Below are 16,852 nucleotides of genomic sequence, written 5' to 3'. Positions count from 1 at the left end.
GCGGCCTGGCCGTCAGGCGGGCTGGTCTGTCAGGCGGCCTGGTCTGTGCCGGCTTCAGGCTCCGCCGGGGCAGGCCGGGTCACCAGCCAGGCCACCCAGACGCCCAGGACGTACAGGGGGGCGCCCATGATGAGCCGTGTGGTGGCGAGGGCGGCCAGGCCGTCGGTGCCCATCAGGTAGAGGGGCACCTGCACAATGAGCCGGAGCGCCAGGACGCCCACGATGATCCAGGTGCCCAGGCGGTACGCCTTGACCCGGTCAGGTTCCTTACGCCATTCCACGCCCTCGTTGCGGATGAAGCCAAAGAGGAGCCCGGCCACGGGCCACTTCACGGCAATAGAGATGACCATCGCCAGGATATAGGCGGCGTTGGTGAAGAAGCCGGGGAGGTAGAAGTCTTCGGCCTTGCCGGTGGTGTTGGCCAGCCAGGCGGAGATGCCGACGCCGACAATCCCCGCCAGGGCCTGGGTCAGAGGCCGCCGCTGTATCAGGCGGACAACGGTGAACACGGCTGCCGATGCCAGGGCGGCCACCAGTGACAGCGTGAGCTCGCGGGTGATGGTGAACGCCACCAGGAACACCAGGCCGGGAACGATGCTCTCGGCAATTCCCTGCACTCCCCCGGCGCTGCGCAGCACGTCCACCTGCCCGTCGTGGGTGCGGTGGAGTCCCGCTTTGGCGGCGTACCCGGCGGCGAGGCCGGCAACGGGCGATGGACCGGGAGCCTGCGGCCTGCCCTGCTGTTCTCTGCCCGGATGTGCAGGGCCGGACGGCTGTTCGGGCTCTTGCGCGGTCATTCGTTCTCCTGGCGGGACAGTATCTCGTAGCGGGGATTGAATATGGTGGGCATGTCTTCGCCCCGGGCCAGCATCCCCTCAACCCGGATCCGCGCGCCCGCTTCGATGCCCGGCACGCGGCGGCGGCCCACCCAGACGACACGGAGCCGGGGCGGCCTGCCCCGCTTCGGACCAGGGGCCGGACGTTCGGCGTCATCCTGGGACAGGATGGCACTGAATTCCGGGGTCCGGTCGGCAGGAACAAAGGTCACCGATTCAATGTGCCCCTGGCACATGACGCGTCCCTTGTCAGGAAGTTGCTCCAGTGGGGTGATCCGGCCAGACGCATGGACCGGGTTGTTGTGGGGAGACTCAGCCGATCTGGGTAATTTCGGGACCACGTTCGGGCTCCTCCAGGGTGGGCGCGGCGGGCGGAGGAGTGGCGGAGGCGTCCTTCGGCAGCCTCAGCTGCAGGAGGTCCCGCGGGGGCATGGGGCTGTCGCCACGGACCACTACGACCTGCCGGAACAGTGCTTCGAGCGGTTCCGCGGCGGGGCGTTCCAGCGCCGCAGGTCCGCCCAGGACGCCGCGTAGGAACCAGCGGGGACCATCGACGCCGATGAACCGGGCCACGCGGTAGCCCTGGCTCCCGTCCGGGAGCCCAGCAGGCAGCTTGGCCACCAGCTCGGTACCGAAAGCCCCTTCCACCTCTTCAACCTGGCCGCCCTGCGCACCGACCGACTGGCCGATCTGTTCGCGGATCTCATTCCACAAGGTCTCGGTTTTGGGCGCTGCAAAGGCCTGCAGCTGGAGGCTGGAGCCGTCCAGGTCCAGCGTCACCGCCACCACGCGCTGTGTTGCCTCCTCGACTTCGAGGCGGAGCTGAAGGCCCTCGCTGGGCGTGATCAGCAAGGCACCAAGATCCACGTAGCCGTCGCGGCTGCTGATCTCGGCCTCATCGAAGGGGCCGTCCTGGCGGCGGGCGGCGGTGGCGGATCCGCTTTCTTCGCCGTCCGCAACCGTGAGCTCGTCGGCCGGCTCTGCCGGCTCTTCGCTCTTTGCTTTCCTGCCGAACCCAAAGACCATGGGTGACTCCTTAATTCTGGAAAAGTGCCAGTCCTGAAACCTGCCGGCGAAACTTTGGAGGTTCCGCCGTCGTGCATGCCGGCGTGGCTGCGGGTGCAGCCTGAAGGTCAGGCTCCGGGGACGCTGAACCCGCCGGTGGAACCGAAGCCTCCGGTGCCCCGCACGGATCCGCTCAGTTCGCTGACAGGAATGAATTGGGCGTGCTCCACCCGCTGGATAACCATTTGGGCAATTCTATCGCCGCGCCGGAGCTCAATGGGCTGGGACGAATCGGTGTTCAGCAGTGTTACCGAAATCTCGCCCCGGTAGCCCGCGTCAACGGTGCCGGGGGCGTTCACGATCGTCAGGCCATGCTTGGTGGCCAGGCCGGAGCGGGGGTGGATCAGCGCCACGAACCCATAAGGAAGGGCAATGGCCACGCCGGTGGGGACCAATTTGCGCTCACCGGGCATCAGGACCACGTCCTCGCGGGCGCGGAGGTCTGCGCCGGCGTCGCCCGGATGTGCGTAGGACGGTGCTTCCAGCTCAGGATCCAGCATCTTCAACTGGACCTGCAGGGTGGGAGCGGCGGTGGCGGGCAAGGCTGCGTCCGGGACAAGGTCTACCGTGGCGGGATGATCAGTCACAGTCACTCACTCTAACCCGCGCCCCCAAATCACTCCTAGGGAGACTCCCGGGGAGGCCGGGCCGCAGAGCCTGTCCCAAGGTGAAATAGCCGGCCAAAGGTGGAAAGCTTGGGCTATGCCCGATTCAAGCTCGCCTGCGTCCGTTCCCAGCACACCCTCTGCCGGGACACCTGTTGTCTACAGGGAGAAGCTGTGGCCCAACGCCTGGATCTGGATCATCGCGGCCGGCGTCTCCGCAGCGGGCATCCTGGTTTTCGCCCCCATCAGCATGGCGGCAGGCTACACCGCGGCATTGGTGCTTTTCGCCATCATCGCGGTCCTCCTGGTTGTTTCCACCCCCGTCATTTCGGTCACGGCTGACACCCTCACCGTTGGAAGGGCCACCATCGAACGCCGTTTCGTCGGCGCTGTGCAGCAGTTCAAGGCCGGGGAGGCGACCGCGGAACGGGGCACCCGGCTCAACGGGCTCGCCTACCTGTGCATCCGCGGCTGGATCGATCCCGTCGTAAAAATCGAGATCACGGACCCCGCCGACCGGACCCCCTACTGGCTCGCCTCGACCCGCCATCCGGACCAGCTGACGGCAGCCCTTACGCGGCACTGACGCCGCCGGGGCCGCCGGTCCTTGCGCCCGCACGCACCTTTCGGGCCTGCTTCCAGCGGAAAATGACGGCGCGCCCTGCTCCTTGAGCCAATTCCCCGCCACCGGGTGGCAGAGTTTCGATTGATAGTAATGCCAGGGTGGAGGATTTGTATGCAGGATCTACGGCTTGTAGGCGTGCACGACGACGGGACGCATCTCCTGTTAAGCGGGCCCGGCGGCGAGATGTTCCAGCTGCCGATCGATGAGGCCCTCAGGACGGCCAGCCGGTCCACGGCCAGGCCGCGGACGGAGAGGCCGGCCGTTCCCATGTCCCCCCGGGACATCCAGGCACGGATCCGTGCCGGTGCCACGGCTGCGGACGTCGCCGAGCTGTCCGGGATGCCGCTGGCCAAGGTGGAGCGTTACGAGGGCCCTGTCTTGGCGGAGCGCGAATATGTTGCCCAGCAGGCGCGGAAAGTTGAAGTCGCGGCGCCTTCCCCCGGCCACGACGTCTACCGGTCCGCCTTCGGCGACAACCCGGCAACGCTGGAGGACATGGTGGCCCACCGCCTGTCCGCCCACGGCATCGACCCCTCAACCGTGGAGTGGGACTCCTGGCGGCGCCAGGACGGTACCTGGACTGTCTCAGCAAGCTTCGAAGCCAAGCCCGGGGGTACCTCGGGAATCGGCGAAGAACCTCCTGCACTGTGGACCTTCAGCCCGGCACGGAAGTCCCTGCAGAACACCAACCGCTGGGCGCAGCAGCTGAGCGAACTTGAACCGCTGGACGGGCCCGTTCCTGCCCGCCGCCTCACCGCGGTTTCCGACCGCCCCTTTGATTTCGAGACGGACGCGGATGCGTCCAGGACGTCGCCGGCCGGCCAGGGAGTGCCCGTGCAGGATTCCGGCAAGGAATCCGACGGCCTCCTTGACATGCTCCGCTCCCGCCGCGGCCAGCGCCTGGGCGTAGATGAGGATTCCGACGACGCACTGGCGCTGCTGCTGACCCATGGCGTGCCCGCTGCCCACCCGCGCCCTTCCGAAGTGGCGGCTGAACCGGAGGCCGGGGAGACGGAACCGCAGGATGACCAGCGGGATGCGCCGGCAGCCCAGGGCGACTCCTTCATCAGGCGCAGGGACACCAGGCCTTCAATGCTGTCGAGGCTCAGCATCCTTCCGCCGCACCGTGACAGCCACGATGATGCGCTGCGGCTTCACGACGGCGTCAGCACCGACACGAGGGAAATCACCATTGCGGTGTCCCCGCAGAAGCCCGCCGGTCCGACTCCCGGGGCTGGTTCCGGAACTTCCGGCGGCGCCGGGCTGGACGAGCTGCTGGGCAGCAATCCCCGCCGCCCGGCGGCGAAGCAGGAAGACGCTTCCCCCTCCACCGGACAGCTGCCGGAGACTGAGGCGCCGGAACGGCCCGCACGGCCCAAGCGGTCCAGCGTGCCGTCCTGGGACGAAATCGTTTTTGGCACGCGGAGCGACTAGAAGCTCCCTCCCCGCACCGATGATGGCATTGGCCGCGTTACGCACGGGCGCGTGCTAGGCTCCCCACCACACGGCCGCTTCACATAGCGCAATCACCAGGAGGTCTGCGGTGCCGGACACAACCTGCCACATGTCCATCTCCCTGGACGGTTTCGTCGCCGGGCCGGACCAAAGCCGCGACAACCCCTTGGGTAGACGGGGCATGGAACTGCATGCGTGGCACCTGGGCGACCCCCGGGCGAACGACGCCGACAAGGTGGCCAGCGAATGGCTTATGCGCCCGCGCGGCGCTTATGTGATGGGGCGGAACATGTTCGGCCCTATCCGCGGAGACTGGGACGGGGAATGGAGCGGTTGGTGGGGACCCGAACCGCCCTACCACGCGCCAGTGTTCGTCCTCACGCATCATGCCCGCGACTCCCTCCAGATGGAGGGCGGGACGACCTTCCATTTCATCACCGACGGCTTCGATGCCGCCTACGCTGCCGCCCGTGACACCGCCGGGGACAAAGGCGTGGACATCGCCGGCGGGGCGTCTACCGTCCGGCAGGCGCTGATCGCGGGAGTAATCGACGAACTCACCCTCGACATCGCGCCGGTGCTGCTCGGGTCAGGGGAACGGATTTTCGACGGCGTTGAATCCTTCGGCTTTGAACCCGCCGAAGTGCTCCACTCGCCGCTGGCAACGCACATCCGCTATCGCCGCGTGCACTGACGGCCTCAACGTCTCCGTACGGCGACTTGCTTCTAAGGCTCAAGCGCTGAGGTACTCCTGAAGTGCCTCTTCGAGGAGGCTTCGTTCGCCGGGCAGGAATCCGGGTGGCCACTTTGGTGGTTCCCAGTCCTGGTGTTCGCTTGTGTAGTGGCGGCCTGTGGGTGAGGTCCAGCCGGGTGGTTCGTTCGTGGTGGCCGGGGTGGGTTTCCAGGCGGTGGTGTGCCGGAGTTTGTGGTGTTTCGGGCAGGGCTGTCCCAGGTTGCTGATGCCGGTGGTGCCGCCGTGGTGCCAGGCGAGGAGATGGTCGGCCTCCGTGTCCAGGGAGGTGTTGCTGCAGCCCGGGAACGGGCATTTCCCGTCCCGCATCCGCAGCCAGGCCCGCATGGCCCTGGGAATCCGGTAACTTTTCCGGCCGATCTCCAACGGCGCCCCGTCCCGGGGGTCCACCAGGACCCGGTAGAACGAGCCCGCCCCGTCCGCGACCAGTCGCCGCGCCATCGACGCCGGCACCGGACCATACCCGTCCAGCATCGCCGGTTCATCGGTCAAACCCATCAGCGCGAACACCGGAACCGTGACCAGCACCTCGGCGCGGACCGAGGAGGGCAAGTGTCCCGGCCCGGCGCCGTCAGTGCCACCGGCACCGGCGCCCGGCCCGGCAGCAGCCAAGACGCCGGCAGTGGCACTGGCACTGGCACTGGCACGGCTGAGACTGGTGCTGCCGCCCCGGGTGTTACCGCTGCCGAGGATGGCTGCGGCGAAACTGTCGGCCCGCAGCTGGGGCATGGTCCTGTCCTCGGCCGGGCCCTGCAAACCCCGCGCGGCAGCGGTGAGCCGGTTCCACCCGGACATGGCCTGGTCCGCGGGCAGGTAGGCGCCCAGCCACGCCATCCCGTCCCGGTCCGGCCGGAACTCCACCCGCCGCTCCGCCACACCCCTGGCGTGCCGCTTCTCGATCGATTCGGCGTGGTGGCGCTCCCGCCAGGTCCGGGCCTTGACCCGGAACCGTTGCGCCGGCAGCTCCCCAACCGGGCAGCCCCGGGCGGCATCCTGTGCTTCAGGGTCCAGGAAATGCGCCTCCAACGCCGCCGCTCCCACCGCATCAAGGGACGCCGTCTCATCTGCCAGCACTATCGCGTGCTGGCACGACAGGGTCCCGGCCTGCAACGCCTCCAAAGTCCGCGGCAATGAAACAGTCAGGGCGTGGGAGGTGGCCAGGAACGACGCCGCCGCCCGCGGACCCAACGCCAGCACGCACCCGACCTCCGCCGCGACCGCCATCTCCTGCGCCACCACCGGCACCTCCGGCCCCGCCACAGCGGTGGCAGTCCCCGCGTACCCCACCGCAGCCTTCGCCTTCAACCCCGCAACCCGCGCCTCCACCTCCCGGGCCCCTGCAAGAATATCCAGGCACCCATCCGCCAAACCGGCCAGCGGATCAGAAACCGCATCAGCATCCGAGAACGCCTCCAGACCCGCCCCATCCACCTCAGCCTGAAGCACAGCAAGGGCAGTACGGATCTCCTCGAACGCCCTCACCACCGCCGCCTTCCCCATAAACCCATCATGGCAAGGGGGTCCGACAATCAGAGCTGGCCACCTCAGTTTCAAGGGCAGCCCCGCTTCAGGGGTTTCTTTGACGAAGAGGGTGGGGCTAAGCCCCTCGGCTCCCGCCGGGTCCGCCGGAACCGCGCCAGAGGCAGGCGTCGACGTCGAACGGCAGCAACTGGTCCTGCTGGGCCATCAGGTTGGCGCCGTGGGCCGTCACCCGCCGCATGAAGTGGCGCCGGCACAGCGTTTCGTAGCCCACTACGGGTACATGCCCGGCGTCCGGGGCGGCGGCAGCCTCAACCACCATGTCCACGTCACCCACCACCACCTGCGCGCCCTCGGTGACCATGACGCCGTCGACCGTCCTGGCGTTGTGCGTTGCACGCCGCCCGCACCAGCAGAGCGCCTCCACCTGCAGCACCTGAACCCGGTCGGCAAGCTCGATGAGCCGCTGCGAACCCGGGAACAGCCGGGTGCGGAAGTCGGCCGTGATGCCGAAGGCAAAGACGTCGACGTCGATTTCGTCCACCACCTTGGCCAGCTGCTCCACCTGCTCCGGGGAGTAGAACTGGGCCTCGTCGCAGATCAGGTAATCCACACGCTGGCCCTGGGTGCGGCGAAGCATGACTTCTTCCCAGAAGTCGGTGCTGTCCAGCACCTCCACGGCGTCCGTCTCCAGGCCCAGGCGGCTGGAGATCCGGGACTCTCCGGCGCGGTCGTTGCGGCTGAAGCGGACGCCGCCGCGGCCGCGGGCCCGGTGGTTGTAGTCCATCTGCAGCGCCAGCGTCGATTTGCCGCAGTCCATGGTGCCGGAGAAGAAGATGAGTTCAGCCACGCCGGCGGTTCCTTCCTTCGGCGGTGAAGCAGAGCAGCGGGACCTCCCGCTCCGCCTTCGTCAGCGAGCCGTGCTGGCCCACCACTTCCATGGCGGTGGGCCGCATCCGCCGGCCGTCATAAAGTGCGACGGCGTCACGCGCCGCGATCATCACGTCACCGATCCTGCCCGCAACATCGGGACGGACGTCGCCAAAAAGTCCCCCGGCAACGGCTTCCTGGCGCGTAAAGGCCCATACCCGGTCGCCGAACCGCGCCTTCCAGGCGGTAAGCAGCCGTTCCGCTGCCCCAGCACCGGCTTCCAGGTCCGCCTCCTCCAGGTACAGGTGCACCATCCGCGGTTCACCGGCCGTATGGCGCACCCCGTCCACCAACCCGGGGTCGGTGGAGAAATCAATCCGCTGGGATTCCGGGACGTCCAGCATGCCGTGGTCTGCGGTGAGCACAATGGTGGTGCCGGCGGGAAGGGTGGAGTTGAGCCGTTTGACGGTGGAATCGAGCTCCTCCAGCTGGTGTTCCCACTGCTCGGAACGGCAGCCGTGGCGGTGGCCCGCCTTGTCCAGTTCGTTGACGTAGAAGTACATGAGGGACGGGCCGGAGGCCGCCATGGCCTCGGCCGCGGCCGCGGTCCGTGCATGCGCGGTTATCCCGGAGATGAACCTGCCGCCCCGCAGCGCGGCGCGGGTCATGGGCGAGCCGTCGAACTGGGAGAGGCTGACGGTGCTGACGTCCACCTGTTCGGCGATCTGTTCAAACACCGTGGGGAAAGGCTGCCAGGTGGACGGGTCGACGCCCGGATCCCAGTTCCCCAGCAGATTGACCACCTTGTCCTGGTCAGGGTCCAGGACGTCGTAGCCCACCATGCCGTGCTGGCCCGGGGCAAGTCCGGTTCCAAAGCTGGACAGCGCCGCCGCCGTGGTGGAAGGGAAGGCGGAATCCAGCCACACGGGGACCTCGCCCTGCCCCGCCTGGATCACGGACCGCAGGAAGGGCGTGTGGGCCGCCTTTTGCTTCAGCAGGTTCCTGCCCAGGCCATCAGCCAGTACAACGCAGACCCGGGACGCGTCCGGTAGCCCAAGGGTATTGGTAAAGCCCACCACGCCGAGGCTTGCCGCGGCGCTGGTGAGGACTTCAGCCACGGAACGCTGTCCGTAGGCGGGAGGGGCTGGAAGGTCGGGCGTGCGGCCGATGGTTGGGGTTTCCTGGATGGCGCGGTGGCGGTCTTCCGGCATCTCAGCGCTGCTGGTGCCCGCGGCTGAGCCGGTTTCCGAACACCCCGGACCGCGTCCGCGGACCCATGGACTGGGCATGGGTTACGGGAGCCGCGGAACCGGTGTTGACCGCCCGCAGGGCCCTGGCGAAGAGCTTGGCGTCCTGCACTGCCTGCAGCCCGTCTGCCTCCGCGCTGATGCGGAGCACGATGTCTTCCTGGGCGATGGTTCCGGTGTAGCCGTGGTCAGCTTCGCACTGCGGATCGCCGCAGCTGGCCGGACCCATGTCCAGTCGCTGGCCACCGGACCATGCAATGGACAACGTGAGTTCCCGGACGGGGTCGGAGGGCTTGTAGTTCTGCGGCTGGGCGTACATGTAGCTCAGGACCACGGACCGGATCTGGGCCACGGGAACGGACTCGGTGGAGATCTGGGCGACGATTTGCTCCCCCGCCTCGTCCAGTTGCTGGTCATCCACGTGGGTGATCACCAGCATGTCCGCGGTGAGGACCAGCACGGTGATGTGGCGGCGCACCTCTGCCCGGTCGAAGTGGGTTTCCAGGTGCACCAGGTGGGCCACGCAGTCCCGGCCGTCCAGTGCGTCGTCGACGACGTCGGAGACCAGGCGGGGGTAGAAGCCGGCCTTCTGCAGCGCGTCTTCCAGGCTCTGGCCCTGTGTTCCGTGGTTGTGTGAGCTGTGCTGGCGGAGTGCCTGGTTTTCATTGCCGGGCGTTTCGGGCGCCGAAGCGGGAGGCTGGAAGCTCATGCCCCCATTTTCACAGATCGTCCGGTCACTTGCTAACCGCGTCAGCCCAGCATGGCGCGGCGGGCACTGTCCGTGCGCTGCGCGGCGTTGCCGATGCGTACATCAGCGGCGAGGATGGTGGCCCCGGCGGTGCCGCACAAAACCGGGTTGAATTCCACCAGCGCGATCTCCGGGTGGTTGTCCTTCATCCAGGCCAGCCTGGCGGCCAGGTCCTCCAGCGCAGGGACGTCGACAGCCGGCAGGCCCTGGTAGCCGAAGAGCTTCCGGGACGCCCGCGGAGCTCGGATGAAGTCGTGCACATCCGCCGCGGAGAGCGGCGGAACCCGGTGTGACCAGTCGTCCAGGAGGTTGACGGCGTCGCCGGCGAGGCCGAAGGAAATGACCGGGCCCAGCAACGGATCCTCGATGGCACGGAAGGTGCAGGCCTGTCCCACCGGCGCCATCGCCTGTACTTCCAGGGCGGGATCACCGTAGGCCGCGAGCGCGCGCCGCATCTGCACCACGTTTTGGCGCAGTGATTCGGCGTCCTCAATGCCAAGCCTGACCCCGCCAAGGTCAAGCCGGTGCCGCAGCGCGGGGTCGGTGGTTTTCAGCACCACCGGCCAGCCCAGCGCATCTGCCGCTGCCACGGCCTCGTCCGGTGTGGTGAATCCTGCAGAGGGCAGGACCGGGATGCCGTAATGCTTCAGCAGCGAAGCAGCCGCGGCCGGGTCCAGCTGATTGAGCTGGTCGCCCGTGACGTCCCCGAGCAGGGCGTCCAGCTCGGCCTCCGCCTTGCGGGGGTCGCAGCCGGCGGGTTCGACGAAATGCCCCTGGTCACGGCCGGCCCACTCCGCATAACGGACCACGGCCGCGAGCGCGGCCACGGCAGCCCCGGGGTTGGAAAAGCAGGGGACGGTACAGCCCTCCGCTCCCACCAGGCCCTCCACGTTGATGGCGGGGTCCAGGATGCCGGTGAAGGCGGCCACCACCGGCTTCCCGGCAGTAGCTGAACATTCGGCCAGGACCTGCGCCACCGCGTCGGCGGTCAGCCCTCGGGCAGGCAGCAGCGCGGCGACGGCGGCGTGCACGGCATCGGAGGCCAGGGCGTCAAGGAGGGCGGTCCGCAGTGCGGGCAGGGCCACCGACTGGCCGGCATCAAGGTCCAGTCCCGAAACCACCCGGGCAACGCCCAGCCCGTGCGCGGCGGCACTGTCCGCCACCACGTTGCCCAGCGCCTGGGAATTGCTGAAGATGGCGACGTCGGCTCCGGCGGGCAGTGGCTGCCCGGACACCACCTGCGCCACATCCACCAGCTGTTCCACGGTTTCCACGCGGATCACGCCCGACTGGCGCAGCATGGCATCCAGCGCCCCGGCCGGCGCCTGGGTGGTCCGGACGGCATGTCCGGGCGGCAGACGGAGCCCCATGGTGTCCGACTTGGCCACGATGACCGGCTTGGTGCGGGCCAGGCGCCGTGCGATCCGGGAGAACTTGCGCGGGTTGCCGATTGACTCCAGGTAGAGGCCTACGGCGGAGGTGTCGGCATCGTCTTCCCAGTACTGCATCATGTCGTTGCCGGAGACATCCGCCCTGTTGCCTGCCGAGAGCAGGCTGGACAGTCCCAGCCGACGCCGGGCCGAGGCGGCGTAGAGCGAGACGCCGATGGCGGCCGACTGGCTGAACAGGCCCAGGCCGCCGCGCAGCGGCATGGTGGGCGCCATCGACGCGTTCAGCGACACGTCCGGGTGAGTGTTGGCGATGCCCAGCGACGCCGGGCCGATCACCCGCATCCCGCTGGCCCGGGCCTGGCGCACCAGGGCGCGCTGCCGCAGCAGGCCCCGCTCGCCGTCGTCGGCAAAACCTGCCGAGGCGATCACAACGCCCTTGACGCCCGCTGCCGCGCACTCCGCCACGACGCCGGCCACTTCCTCGTAGGGAACGGCGATGATTGCCAGCTGGACGGGCTCGGGGACTTCGGAGAGCTTGCCGTAGGACATCATCCCGGCCAGTTCCAGCGCCTCCGGGTTGATGGCGTACACGGACCCGTGGAAGCCGCCCTCGATGATGTGCTCCAGCAGTTGGTACCCCACGGTGCCCCATTTGCGGCTGGCACCGATGACCGCAACGGACGACGGCGCCAGCAGGTCCCGGACGCTCCTCGCCTCGGCGCGGTGCTCGCGGGATTCCATGACGGCGCGCGATTTTTCGGTGGGGTCGATATTGAACTCGAGGCTGACGACGCCGTCGTCGAAATGGCGCTTGACGTCGTAGCCGGCGTCGGAGAAGACCATCAGCATCTTGCGGTTTTCCGGCAGCACCTCGGCGCTGAAGCGGCGGATCCCGTTTTCATGCGCGGCGGCGGCAAGGTGCTCCAGCAGGATGGAGCCGATTCCCCGGCCCTGGTGGGCGTCGGAGATGTTGAAAGCAACTTCGGCCTCCGTGGGATCGGCAAGCCGGTCGTAGCGGCCGATGCCGACGATTTCGCCGCGGATGGTGATGACGAACGCCACCCGGTCCTTGTAGTCCACTTCGGTGAAGCGCTTGAGCTCCTTGGCCGACAACCTGGCCTTGAACGCAAAGAAGCGCATGTAGATTGAATTCTGCGACTGTCCGGTGTGGAAGGCCTGCACGGCGTCCGCGTCCGACGGATGGATGGGCCGGAGATGCGCTGTCCCGCCGTCACGCAGGACGACATCGGCTTCCCAATGTTCCGGATATTCGCCGTCCCCGGGCTGATCCACCATAGGCTTAGCCTAGCCAAAAACTATCGCAGCACACCCCCAAGGCTGCACAGTAACCCCAGAAGGATTCACCAAACCCCATGGCCCGCCGCCAAAGTTCCAAGCCCATCGTGGAGAGCGACTACACGGAAAACATCGTCGATATCGATGTCACGTCCGAAATGCAGGGCTCCTTCCTGGAGTACGCGTACTCGGTGATCTACTCCCGGGCCCTCCCGGATGCCCGCGACGGGCTGAAGCCGGTACAGCGCCGCATCCTGTACATGATGAGCGACATGGGGCTGCGCCCGGACCGGGGCCACGTCAAGAGCGCCCGCGTGGTGGGCGAAGTCATGGGAAAGCTGCACCCCCACGGCGACGCCGCCATCTACGACGCCATGGTGCGCATGGCGCAGGATTTCTCGCTGCGACTGCCGCTGATCGACGGGCACGGCAACTTCGGATCGCTCGACGACGGCCCGGCAGCACCCCGCTATACGGAAGCCAGGCTGGCTGCGGCCGCCCTCACCCTCACCAACCACCTCGACGAAGACGTGGTGGACTTCGTCCCCAACTATGACAACCAGCTGACCCAGCCGGACGTCCTTCCCGCCGCCTTCCCCAACCTGCTGGTTAACGGCGCCACCGGCATCGCCGTCGGCATGGCCACCAACATGGCCCCGCACAACCTGGTCGAGGTCATCTCCGCCGCCCGGCACCTCATTGCGCACCCTGACGCAACCCTGGATGACCTCATGCGGTTCGTCCCGGGCCCGGACCTGCCCAGCGGCGGCCGGATCGTCGGCCTGGACGGCATCCGCGACGCCTATGCCACCGGCCGCGGCTCGTTCAAGACCCGGGCCAAGGTGGAGGTGGAACAGCTCTCCGCGCGCCGCACCGGCCTGGTGGTCACCGAACTGCCGTACATGGTGGGCCCGGAAAAGGTGATCGAAAAGATCAAGGATGCCGTCAACGCCAAGAAGCTGACCGGCATCAGCGACATCGTGGACCTGACGGACCGCAAGCACGGCCTGCGGCTGGTCATCGAGCTCAAGAACGGCTTCAACCCGAACGCGGTGCTGCAGCAGCTGTACCGCTACACGCCGATGGAGGACTCCTTCGGCATCAACAACGTCACCCTGGTGGACGGCCAGCCGCAAACGCTGGGCCTGGTGGACCTGTTGCGTGTCTACGTCGACCACCGCATCAACGTCGTCCGGCGCCGGACCGCCTTCCGGCTCGGGAAGAAGAAGGACCGCCTGCACCTGGTGGAGGGCCTCCTCATCGCCATCGTGGACATTGACGAGGTCATCCAGATCATCCGGTCCTCGGACGAGGCCGCCGCGGCCCGCGAGCGGCTGATGTCCATCTACGACCTCACCGAAATCCAGGCCAACTACATCCTGGAACTGCGCCTCCGGCAGCTGACCAAGTATTCCCGGATCGAGCTGGAGAAGGAGCAGGACGAGCTTCGCCGCGAGATCGCGGAGCTGGAGGCGATCCTGGGCTCGGAGGAACTGCTGCGCACCGTGGTTTCCGACGAACTGGGTGCCATTGCCGAAGACCACGGCACCCCGCGCCGCACCGTGCTGCTGGAGTCCGAGGCCGTGTCCCCCACCGTTGCGTCCGCCGAACTTGCCGGGGCCAACGGGAAGAAGGGCAAGGCCGTGCCGCTGGCACTGGAGATCGCGGACGACCCCTGCTGGGCCATCCTCACCGCGTCCGGCCAGATAGCCCGCACCGGCAACCAGGAGCCGCTGGCCGAGGCAGGGCCACGGAGCAAGCATGATGTGTACACCTCAGTGGTTAAGACGTCGGCCCGCGGCGAAATCGCCGCCGTCACGTCGCTGGGCCGCATGCTCCGGCTGCAGGTCATGGACATGCCGGTCCTGGCGCCGGTGGCCGGACTGCCCAACCTGGCGGGCGGCGTCCCCGCAAAGGATTTCCTCACGCTGGTGAAGGGCGAAACCCTGGTGGCGTTCGTGCGCCTGGATGAGGTCCTGGCCATCGGCACCGCCCAGGGCGTGGTGAAACGCGTCCAGCCGGACTACCCGCTGAACCGGGAAGACTGGGAAGTCATCACCCTCAAGGACAAGGACACCGTGGTGGGCGTGGCTCCTGCCGGTGACGATGCCACCGAACTGGTGTTCCTCACCAGGGAGGCCCAGCTGCTGAAGTTCCCCGCCGCCGCCGTCCGCCCGCAGGGGCGTACCGCCGGCGGGATGGCGGGCATCAAGCTCGCCGCAGGTGACCAGGTGATCTTCTTCGGCGCCGTCCAGCCCAAGGACGAGGCCGCCGTCGTGGTCACCATCGCCGGGACCAACGGCGCCCTGCCGGGCACGGCCCCTGGCACCGCCAAGGTCACAGCCTTCTCCGAGTATCCGGCCAAGGGCCGTGCCACCGCCGGGGTCCGGTCGCACCGGTTCCTGAAGGGTGAGGACATGCTGCTGCTGGCCTGGGCAGGGCACGGCCCGGCCAAGGCTTCATCCGCTGCCGGGGTGGCCCGGTCGCTGCCGCAGGAGCATGGCCGCCGCGACGGCTCCGGCGTCCCGCTCTCACAGGCCGTCGAAGCAGTGGGCCCGGCGATGGCATGGACGGACGGACCGGCAGCCGGGGAATAGCCGGGCGCCACGGGCGATGCCGCGCGTCCGGCGCTCAGCCCGCTATGTCCCTGCGCCGGAAGCCGGCGACGGCAAGCCCCAGCAGCACGGCAACGGTGGCAGCGGACACCAGCACGCTGTCCCAAGCCACGCCCTGCCGCAGGGGGTCGTGGGCAACGTACTGGAAGAACGGCGACACCTTCTGGATGCGGTCGAAGGCATCCACCAGCGGCGCGAGGGCGTTGACGATGTAGGCGAGGACGGCCAGCACGGCCGGAACACCGCGGCTGAGGCCGGTCCGTCCGGTCCCTGCTGAAAGGGCAAGGGCAAGGGTACCGAAAACGACGCCCAGCAGCGCTAAATGCAGCATGGCGGCAGCCACCTTGCCGGCCGGAAGCACCAGGTCCACCATGCTGCCCTCCAGCACCAGCGATATTCCCAGCACGGCGGCCAGCAGGAAGGTGCCCAGCACCATGGCCAGGAACTTGTCCACCACCACCCGGCCCCGCCCCACGGGGTTGGAAAGCAGCAGGTCCATCGTGTGCCGGTCCTCTTCCCCGCCGATGGCGCCCGCGCCGGAACTGATGGCATAGATCAGCACCGCAATCGGCCCCATGAAGGACAGCAGCTCCACCTGGATGTATCCGGTGGGAGTGGACATGTCGGCGCTGGAGGTGGCGAAAAGCGAGCGGAACGCCTCCGGCATCTGCTCGATGAAGCTGCTGATGGAGGGCTGTGACTTCACCGCGGGCCAAACTGCCGCGTACGTTGCCACGATGAGTGCCAGGGAGACGGCCCACGCCACCAGCAGCCTGCCCTGGTCCCGGAGCGTCTTCAGCAGGACGTTAGCCAGCATGGCGCGCCGCCGTTCCCGCGCCGGCGAGGCTGGCGCTGTCGGGTCCGTCCATTCCGTAGTAGCTCAGGAACGTCTCTTCCAGCGGCGCTTCAGAGCATTCGAAGTCCACCACCTCCCGGGCGCTGACCAGCTTCAGCAGCGCATCCAGGGCCGCCTGCGGCGCATTGCAGCTCAACGTGGTCCCATCCACCAGCAGGTCCCGCACGCCAGGCACGTCGGCGAACTCCGTCGCGGACACCTCCGCCGCGAAGCGGGCCCGGACCCGGTGCAGTGAACGTGCGGCGAGGTCCTGCAGCCGCTCCACCGCCACCAGCTGTCCCTGGCGCACCACCCCGATGCGGTCTGCCACGCGCTCCACCTCGCCCAGCACGTGGGAGGAAAACAAGGCGGAGCCGCCCTCGGCAGTATGTTCACGCAGGATGGAATGGAAAACCTGCTGCACCAGCGGGTCGATTCCGCTGGTCGGCTCGTCCAGCACCAGCAGCCGCGGCCGCGACATCACCGCCAGGACCACGGCGAGCTTCTGGCGGTTGCCGCGGGACAACGTGCGTGCGGGCCGGCCCAGGTCCAGCTCCAGCCGGGCCGCCACCTCGGCCGCCCGTTTGCCGTCGTCCCGGTGCCGGAGGTGGGCGCAGTAGGCCACGTGCTGGCTGCCGGTGAGGCGGTCGTAAAGCGCCGGCTCACCTGGCACGTAGCCCACCAGGCGGTGGACGTCCCGGGACTGCCGCCAGGCGTCCAGTCCCAGCACCGACGCTGTACCGGACGTGGGCCGCAGCAGCCCCATCAGGAGCCGGATGGTGGTGGTCTTGCCTGCCCCGTTGGGGCCCAGGTAGCCGAACACCTCGCCCGGCCCAATGGTGAGTGTCACGCCGTCGAGCGCAGTGTTGCGGCCGAACCGCTTGGTCAGGCCCGCCAGCCGCACCATGCTTTCGGCACCGCTTTCCGCGCCGCTTTCCGCACCGCTTTCCGCACCCCCGCGCTCTTCCGGGCTCATGCGGCAAGGCTATGCCGGGCGCTGCACGGGTCCCAGAGTCTTTCGGCCCACCGCTTAG

Annotated in this window: 15 protein-coding genes; 4 read left to right on the top strand and 11 right to left on the bottom strand. The window is 68.1% G+C overall.

Features of this window, described 5'->3' with window-relative positions; all coding sequences use genetic code 11:
- Positions 1-29: 29 nt before the first annotated feature.
- From LDO14_RS08560 to dut, 4 genes are all read right to left on the bottom strand, one after another.
- Positions 30-797, bottom strand: a complete 768-nt coding sequence (locus tag LDO14_RS08560) for a DUF3159 domain-containing protein (RefSeq protein WP_223994802.1) — start codon at positions 795-797, stop codon at positions 30-32.
- A complete protein-coding gene (locus tag LDO14_RS08555; RefSeq protein WP_346656251.1) occupies positions 794-1,048 on the bottom strand; it encodes a hypothetical protein in 255 nt (84 codons plus the stop codon). Before LDO14_RS08555 ends, LDO14_RS08560 begins: the two co-directional genes overlap by 4 nt.
- 100 nt (positions 1,049-1,148) lie before the next feature.
- Positions 1,149-1,862 carry a DUF3710 domain-containing protein gene (locus LDO14_RS08550; protein ID WP_223994800.1) on the bottom strand — a complete coding sequence of 238 codons (714 nt, stop codon included), beginning with the start codon at positions 1,860-1,862 and terminating at the stop codon, positions 1,149-1,151.
- Positions 1,863-1,969: 107 nt separating this feature from the next.
- Positions 1,970-2,488 (bottom strand): dUTP diphosphatase, encoded by a 519-nt coding sequence (dut, locus tag LDO14_RS08545; protein ID WP_018770731.1) that lies wholly within the window; start codon positions 2,486-2,488, stop codon positions 1,970-1,972.
- A 115-nt stretch (positions 2,489-2,603) separates the two neighbouring features.
- On the opposite strand from dut, the gene LDO14_RS08540 reads away from it, so the two are divergent.
- From LDO14_RS08540 to LDO14_RS08530, 3 genes are all read left to right on the top strand, one after another.
- Positions 2,604-3,092 (top strand): DUF3093 domain-containing protein, encoded by a 489-nt coding sequence (locus LDO14_RS08540; RefSeq protein ID WP_018770730.1) that lies wholly within the window; start codon positions 2,604-2,606, stop codon positions 3,090-3,092.
- A gap of 150 nt (positions 3,093-3,242) precedes the next feature.
- Positions 3,243-4,565, top strand: a complete 1,323-nt coding sequence (gene sepH / locus LDO14_RS08535) for a septation protein SepH (protein WP_223994798.1) — start codon at positions 3,243-3,245, stop codon at positions 4,563-4,565.
- Positions 4,566-4,674: 109 nt separating this feature from the next.
- Positions 4,675-5,280: a dihydrofolate reductase family protein gene (locus LDO14_RS08530; RefSeq protein ID WP_026265995.1), complete on the top strand. Its 606-nt coding sequence runs from the start codon at positions 4,675-4,677 to the stop codon at positions 5,278-5,280.
- A gap of 39 nt (positions 5,281-5,319) precedes the next feature.
- Here the strand turns inward: LDO14_RS08530 and LDO14_RS08525 are convergent, their stop codons facing one another.
- From LDO14_RS08525 to LDO14_RS08505, 5 genes are all read right to left on the bottom strand, one after another.
- Positions 5,320-6,837, bottom strand: a complete 1,518-nt coding sequence (locus tag LDO14_RS08525) for an HNH endonuclease signature motif containing protein (protein WP_223994796.1) — start codon at positions 6,835-6,837, stop codon at positions 5,320-5,322.
- A gap of 97 nt (positions 6,838-6,934) precedes the next feature.
- The gene (locus LDO14_RS08520) at positions 6,935-7,666 is read right to left on the bottom strand and encodes a thymidine kinase (RefSeq protein WP_018769693.1); all 732 of its coding nucleotides are present in this window, start codon (positions 7,664-7,666) and stop codon (positions 6,935-6,937) included.
- Positions 7,659-8,897: a nucleotide pyrophosphatase/phosphodiesterase family protein gene (locus LDO14_RS08515; RefSeq protein WP_223994794.1), complete on the bottom strand. Its 1,239-nt coding sequence runs from the start codon at positions 8,895-8,897 to the stop codon at positions 7,659-7,661. The genes LDO14_RS08520 and LDO14_RS08515 overlap by 8 nt, the downstream gene beginning before the upstream one ends.
- Position 8,898: 1 nt before the next feature.
- Positions 8,899-9,642, bottom strand: coding sequence for a DUF5998 family protein (locus tag LDO14_RS08510; RefSeq protein ID WP_018769691.1), 744 nt, complete (start codon positions 9,640-9,642; stop codon positions 8,899-8,901).
- Between the two features lie 41 nt (positions 9,643-9,683).
- Positions 9,684-12,368: a bifunctional GNAT family N-acetyltransferase/acetate--CoA ligase family protein gene (locus LDO14_RS08505; protein ID WP_223994792.1), complete on the bottom strand. Its 2,685-nt coding sequence runs from the start codon at positions 12,366-12,368 to the stop codon at positions 9,684-9,686.
- Positions 12,369-12,445: 77 nt separating this feature from the next.
- Here LDO14_RS08505 and LDO14_RS08500 point away from each other — a divergent pair, with 77 nt between their 5' ends.
- Positions 12,446-14,965, top strand: coding sequence for a DNA topoisomerase IV subunit A (locus LDO14_RS08500; RefSeq protein WP_056389836.1), 2,520 nt, complete (start codon positions 12,446-12,448; stop codon positions 14,963-14,965).
- A gap of 34 nt (positions 14,966-14,999) precedes the next feature.
- Here the strand turns inward: LDO14_RS08500 and LDO14_RS08495 are convergent, their stop codons facing one another.
- Together LDO14_RS08495 and LDO14_RS08490 are read right to left on the bottom strand one after the other, a co-directional pair.
- Positions 15,000-15,800, bottom strand: a complete 801-nt coding sequence (locus LDO14_RS08495) for an ABC transporter permease subunit (RefSeq protein ID WP_134164378.1) — start codon at positions 15,798-15,800, stop codon at positions 15,000-15,002.
- Positions 15,790-16,794 carry an ABC transporter ATP-binding protein gene (locus LDO14_RS08490; protein ID WP_223994790.1) on the bottom strand — a complete coding sequence of 335 codons (1,005 nt, stop codon included), beginning with the start codon at positions 16,792-16,794 and terminating at the stop codon, positions 15,790-15,792. Before LDO14_RS08490 ends, LDO14_RS08495 begins: the two co-directional genes overlap by 11 nt.
- Between the last annotated feature and the right edge of the window lie 58 nt (positions 16,795-16,852).

It is taken from the genome of Arthrobacter sp. NicSoilB11 (assembly GCF_019977375.1).
Lineage (GTDB): Bacteria > Actinomycetota > Actinomycetes > Actinomycetales > Micrococcaceae > Arthrobacter.
This window is presented reverse-complemented; position numbering and strand designations above follow the sequence as displayed.

Coding starts and splice junctions, on each gene's coding strand:
- LDO14_RS08560 (WP_223994802.1), bottom strand. CDS start 797: ATGACCGCGCAAGAGCCCGAACAGCCGTCCGGCCCTGCACATCCGGGC.
- LDO14_RS08550 (WP_223994800.1), bottom strand. CDS start 1,862: ATGGTCTTTGGGTTCGGCAGGAAAGCAAAGAGCGAAGAGCCGGCAGAG.
- LDO14_RS08540 (WP_018770730.1), top strand. CDS start 2,604: ATGCCCGATTCAAGCTCGCCTGCGTCCGTTCCCAGCACACCCTCTGCC.
- sepH (WP_223994798.1), top strand. CDS start 3,243: ATGCAGGATCTACGGCTTGTAGGCGTGCACGACGACGGGACGCATCTC.
- LDO14_RS08525 (WP_223994796.1), bottom strand. CDS start 6,837: ATGGGGAAGGCGGCGGTGGTGAGGGCGTTCGAGGAGATCCGTACTGCC.
- LDO14_RS08515 (WP_223994794.1), bottom strand. CDS start 8,897: ATGCCGGAAGACCGCCACCGCGCCATCCAGGAAACCCCAACCATCGGC.
- LDO14_RS08510 (WP_018769691.1), bottom strand. CDS start 9,642: ATGAGCTTCCAGCCTCCCGCTTCGGCGCCCGAAACGCCCGGCAATGAA.
- LDO14_RS08505 (WP_223994792.1), bottom strand. CDS start 12,368: ATGGTGGATCAGCCCGGGGACGGCGAATATCCGGAACATTGGGAAGCC.
- LDO14_RS08500 (WP_056389836.1), top strand. CDS start 12,446: ATGGCCCGCCGCCAAAGTTCCAAGCCCATCGTGGAGAGCGACTACACG.
- LDO14_RS08495 (WP_134164378.1), bottom strand. CDS start 15,800: ATGCTGGCTAACGTCCTGCTGAAGACGCTCCGGGACCAGGGCAGGCTG.
- LDO14_RS08490 (WP_223994790.1), bottom strand. CDS start 16,794: ATGAGCCCGGAAGAGCGCGGGGGTGCGGAAAGCGGTGCGGAAAGCGGC.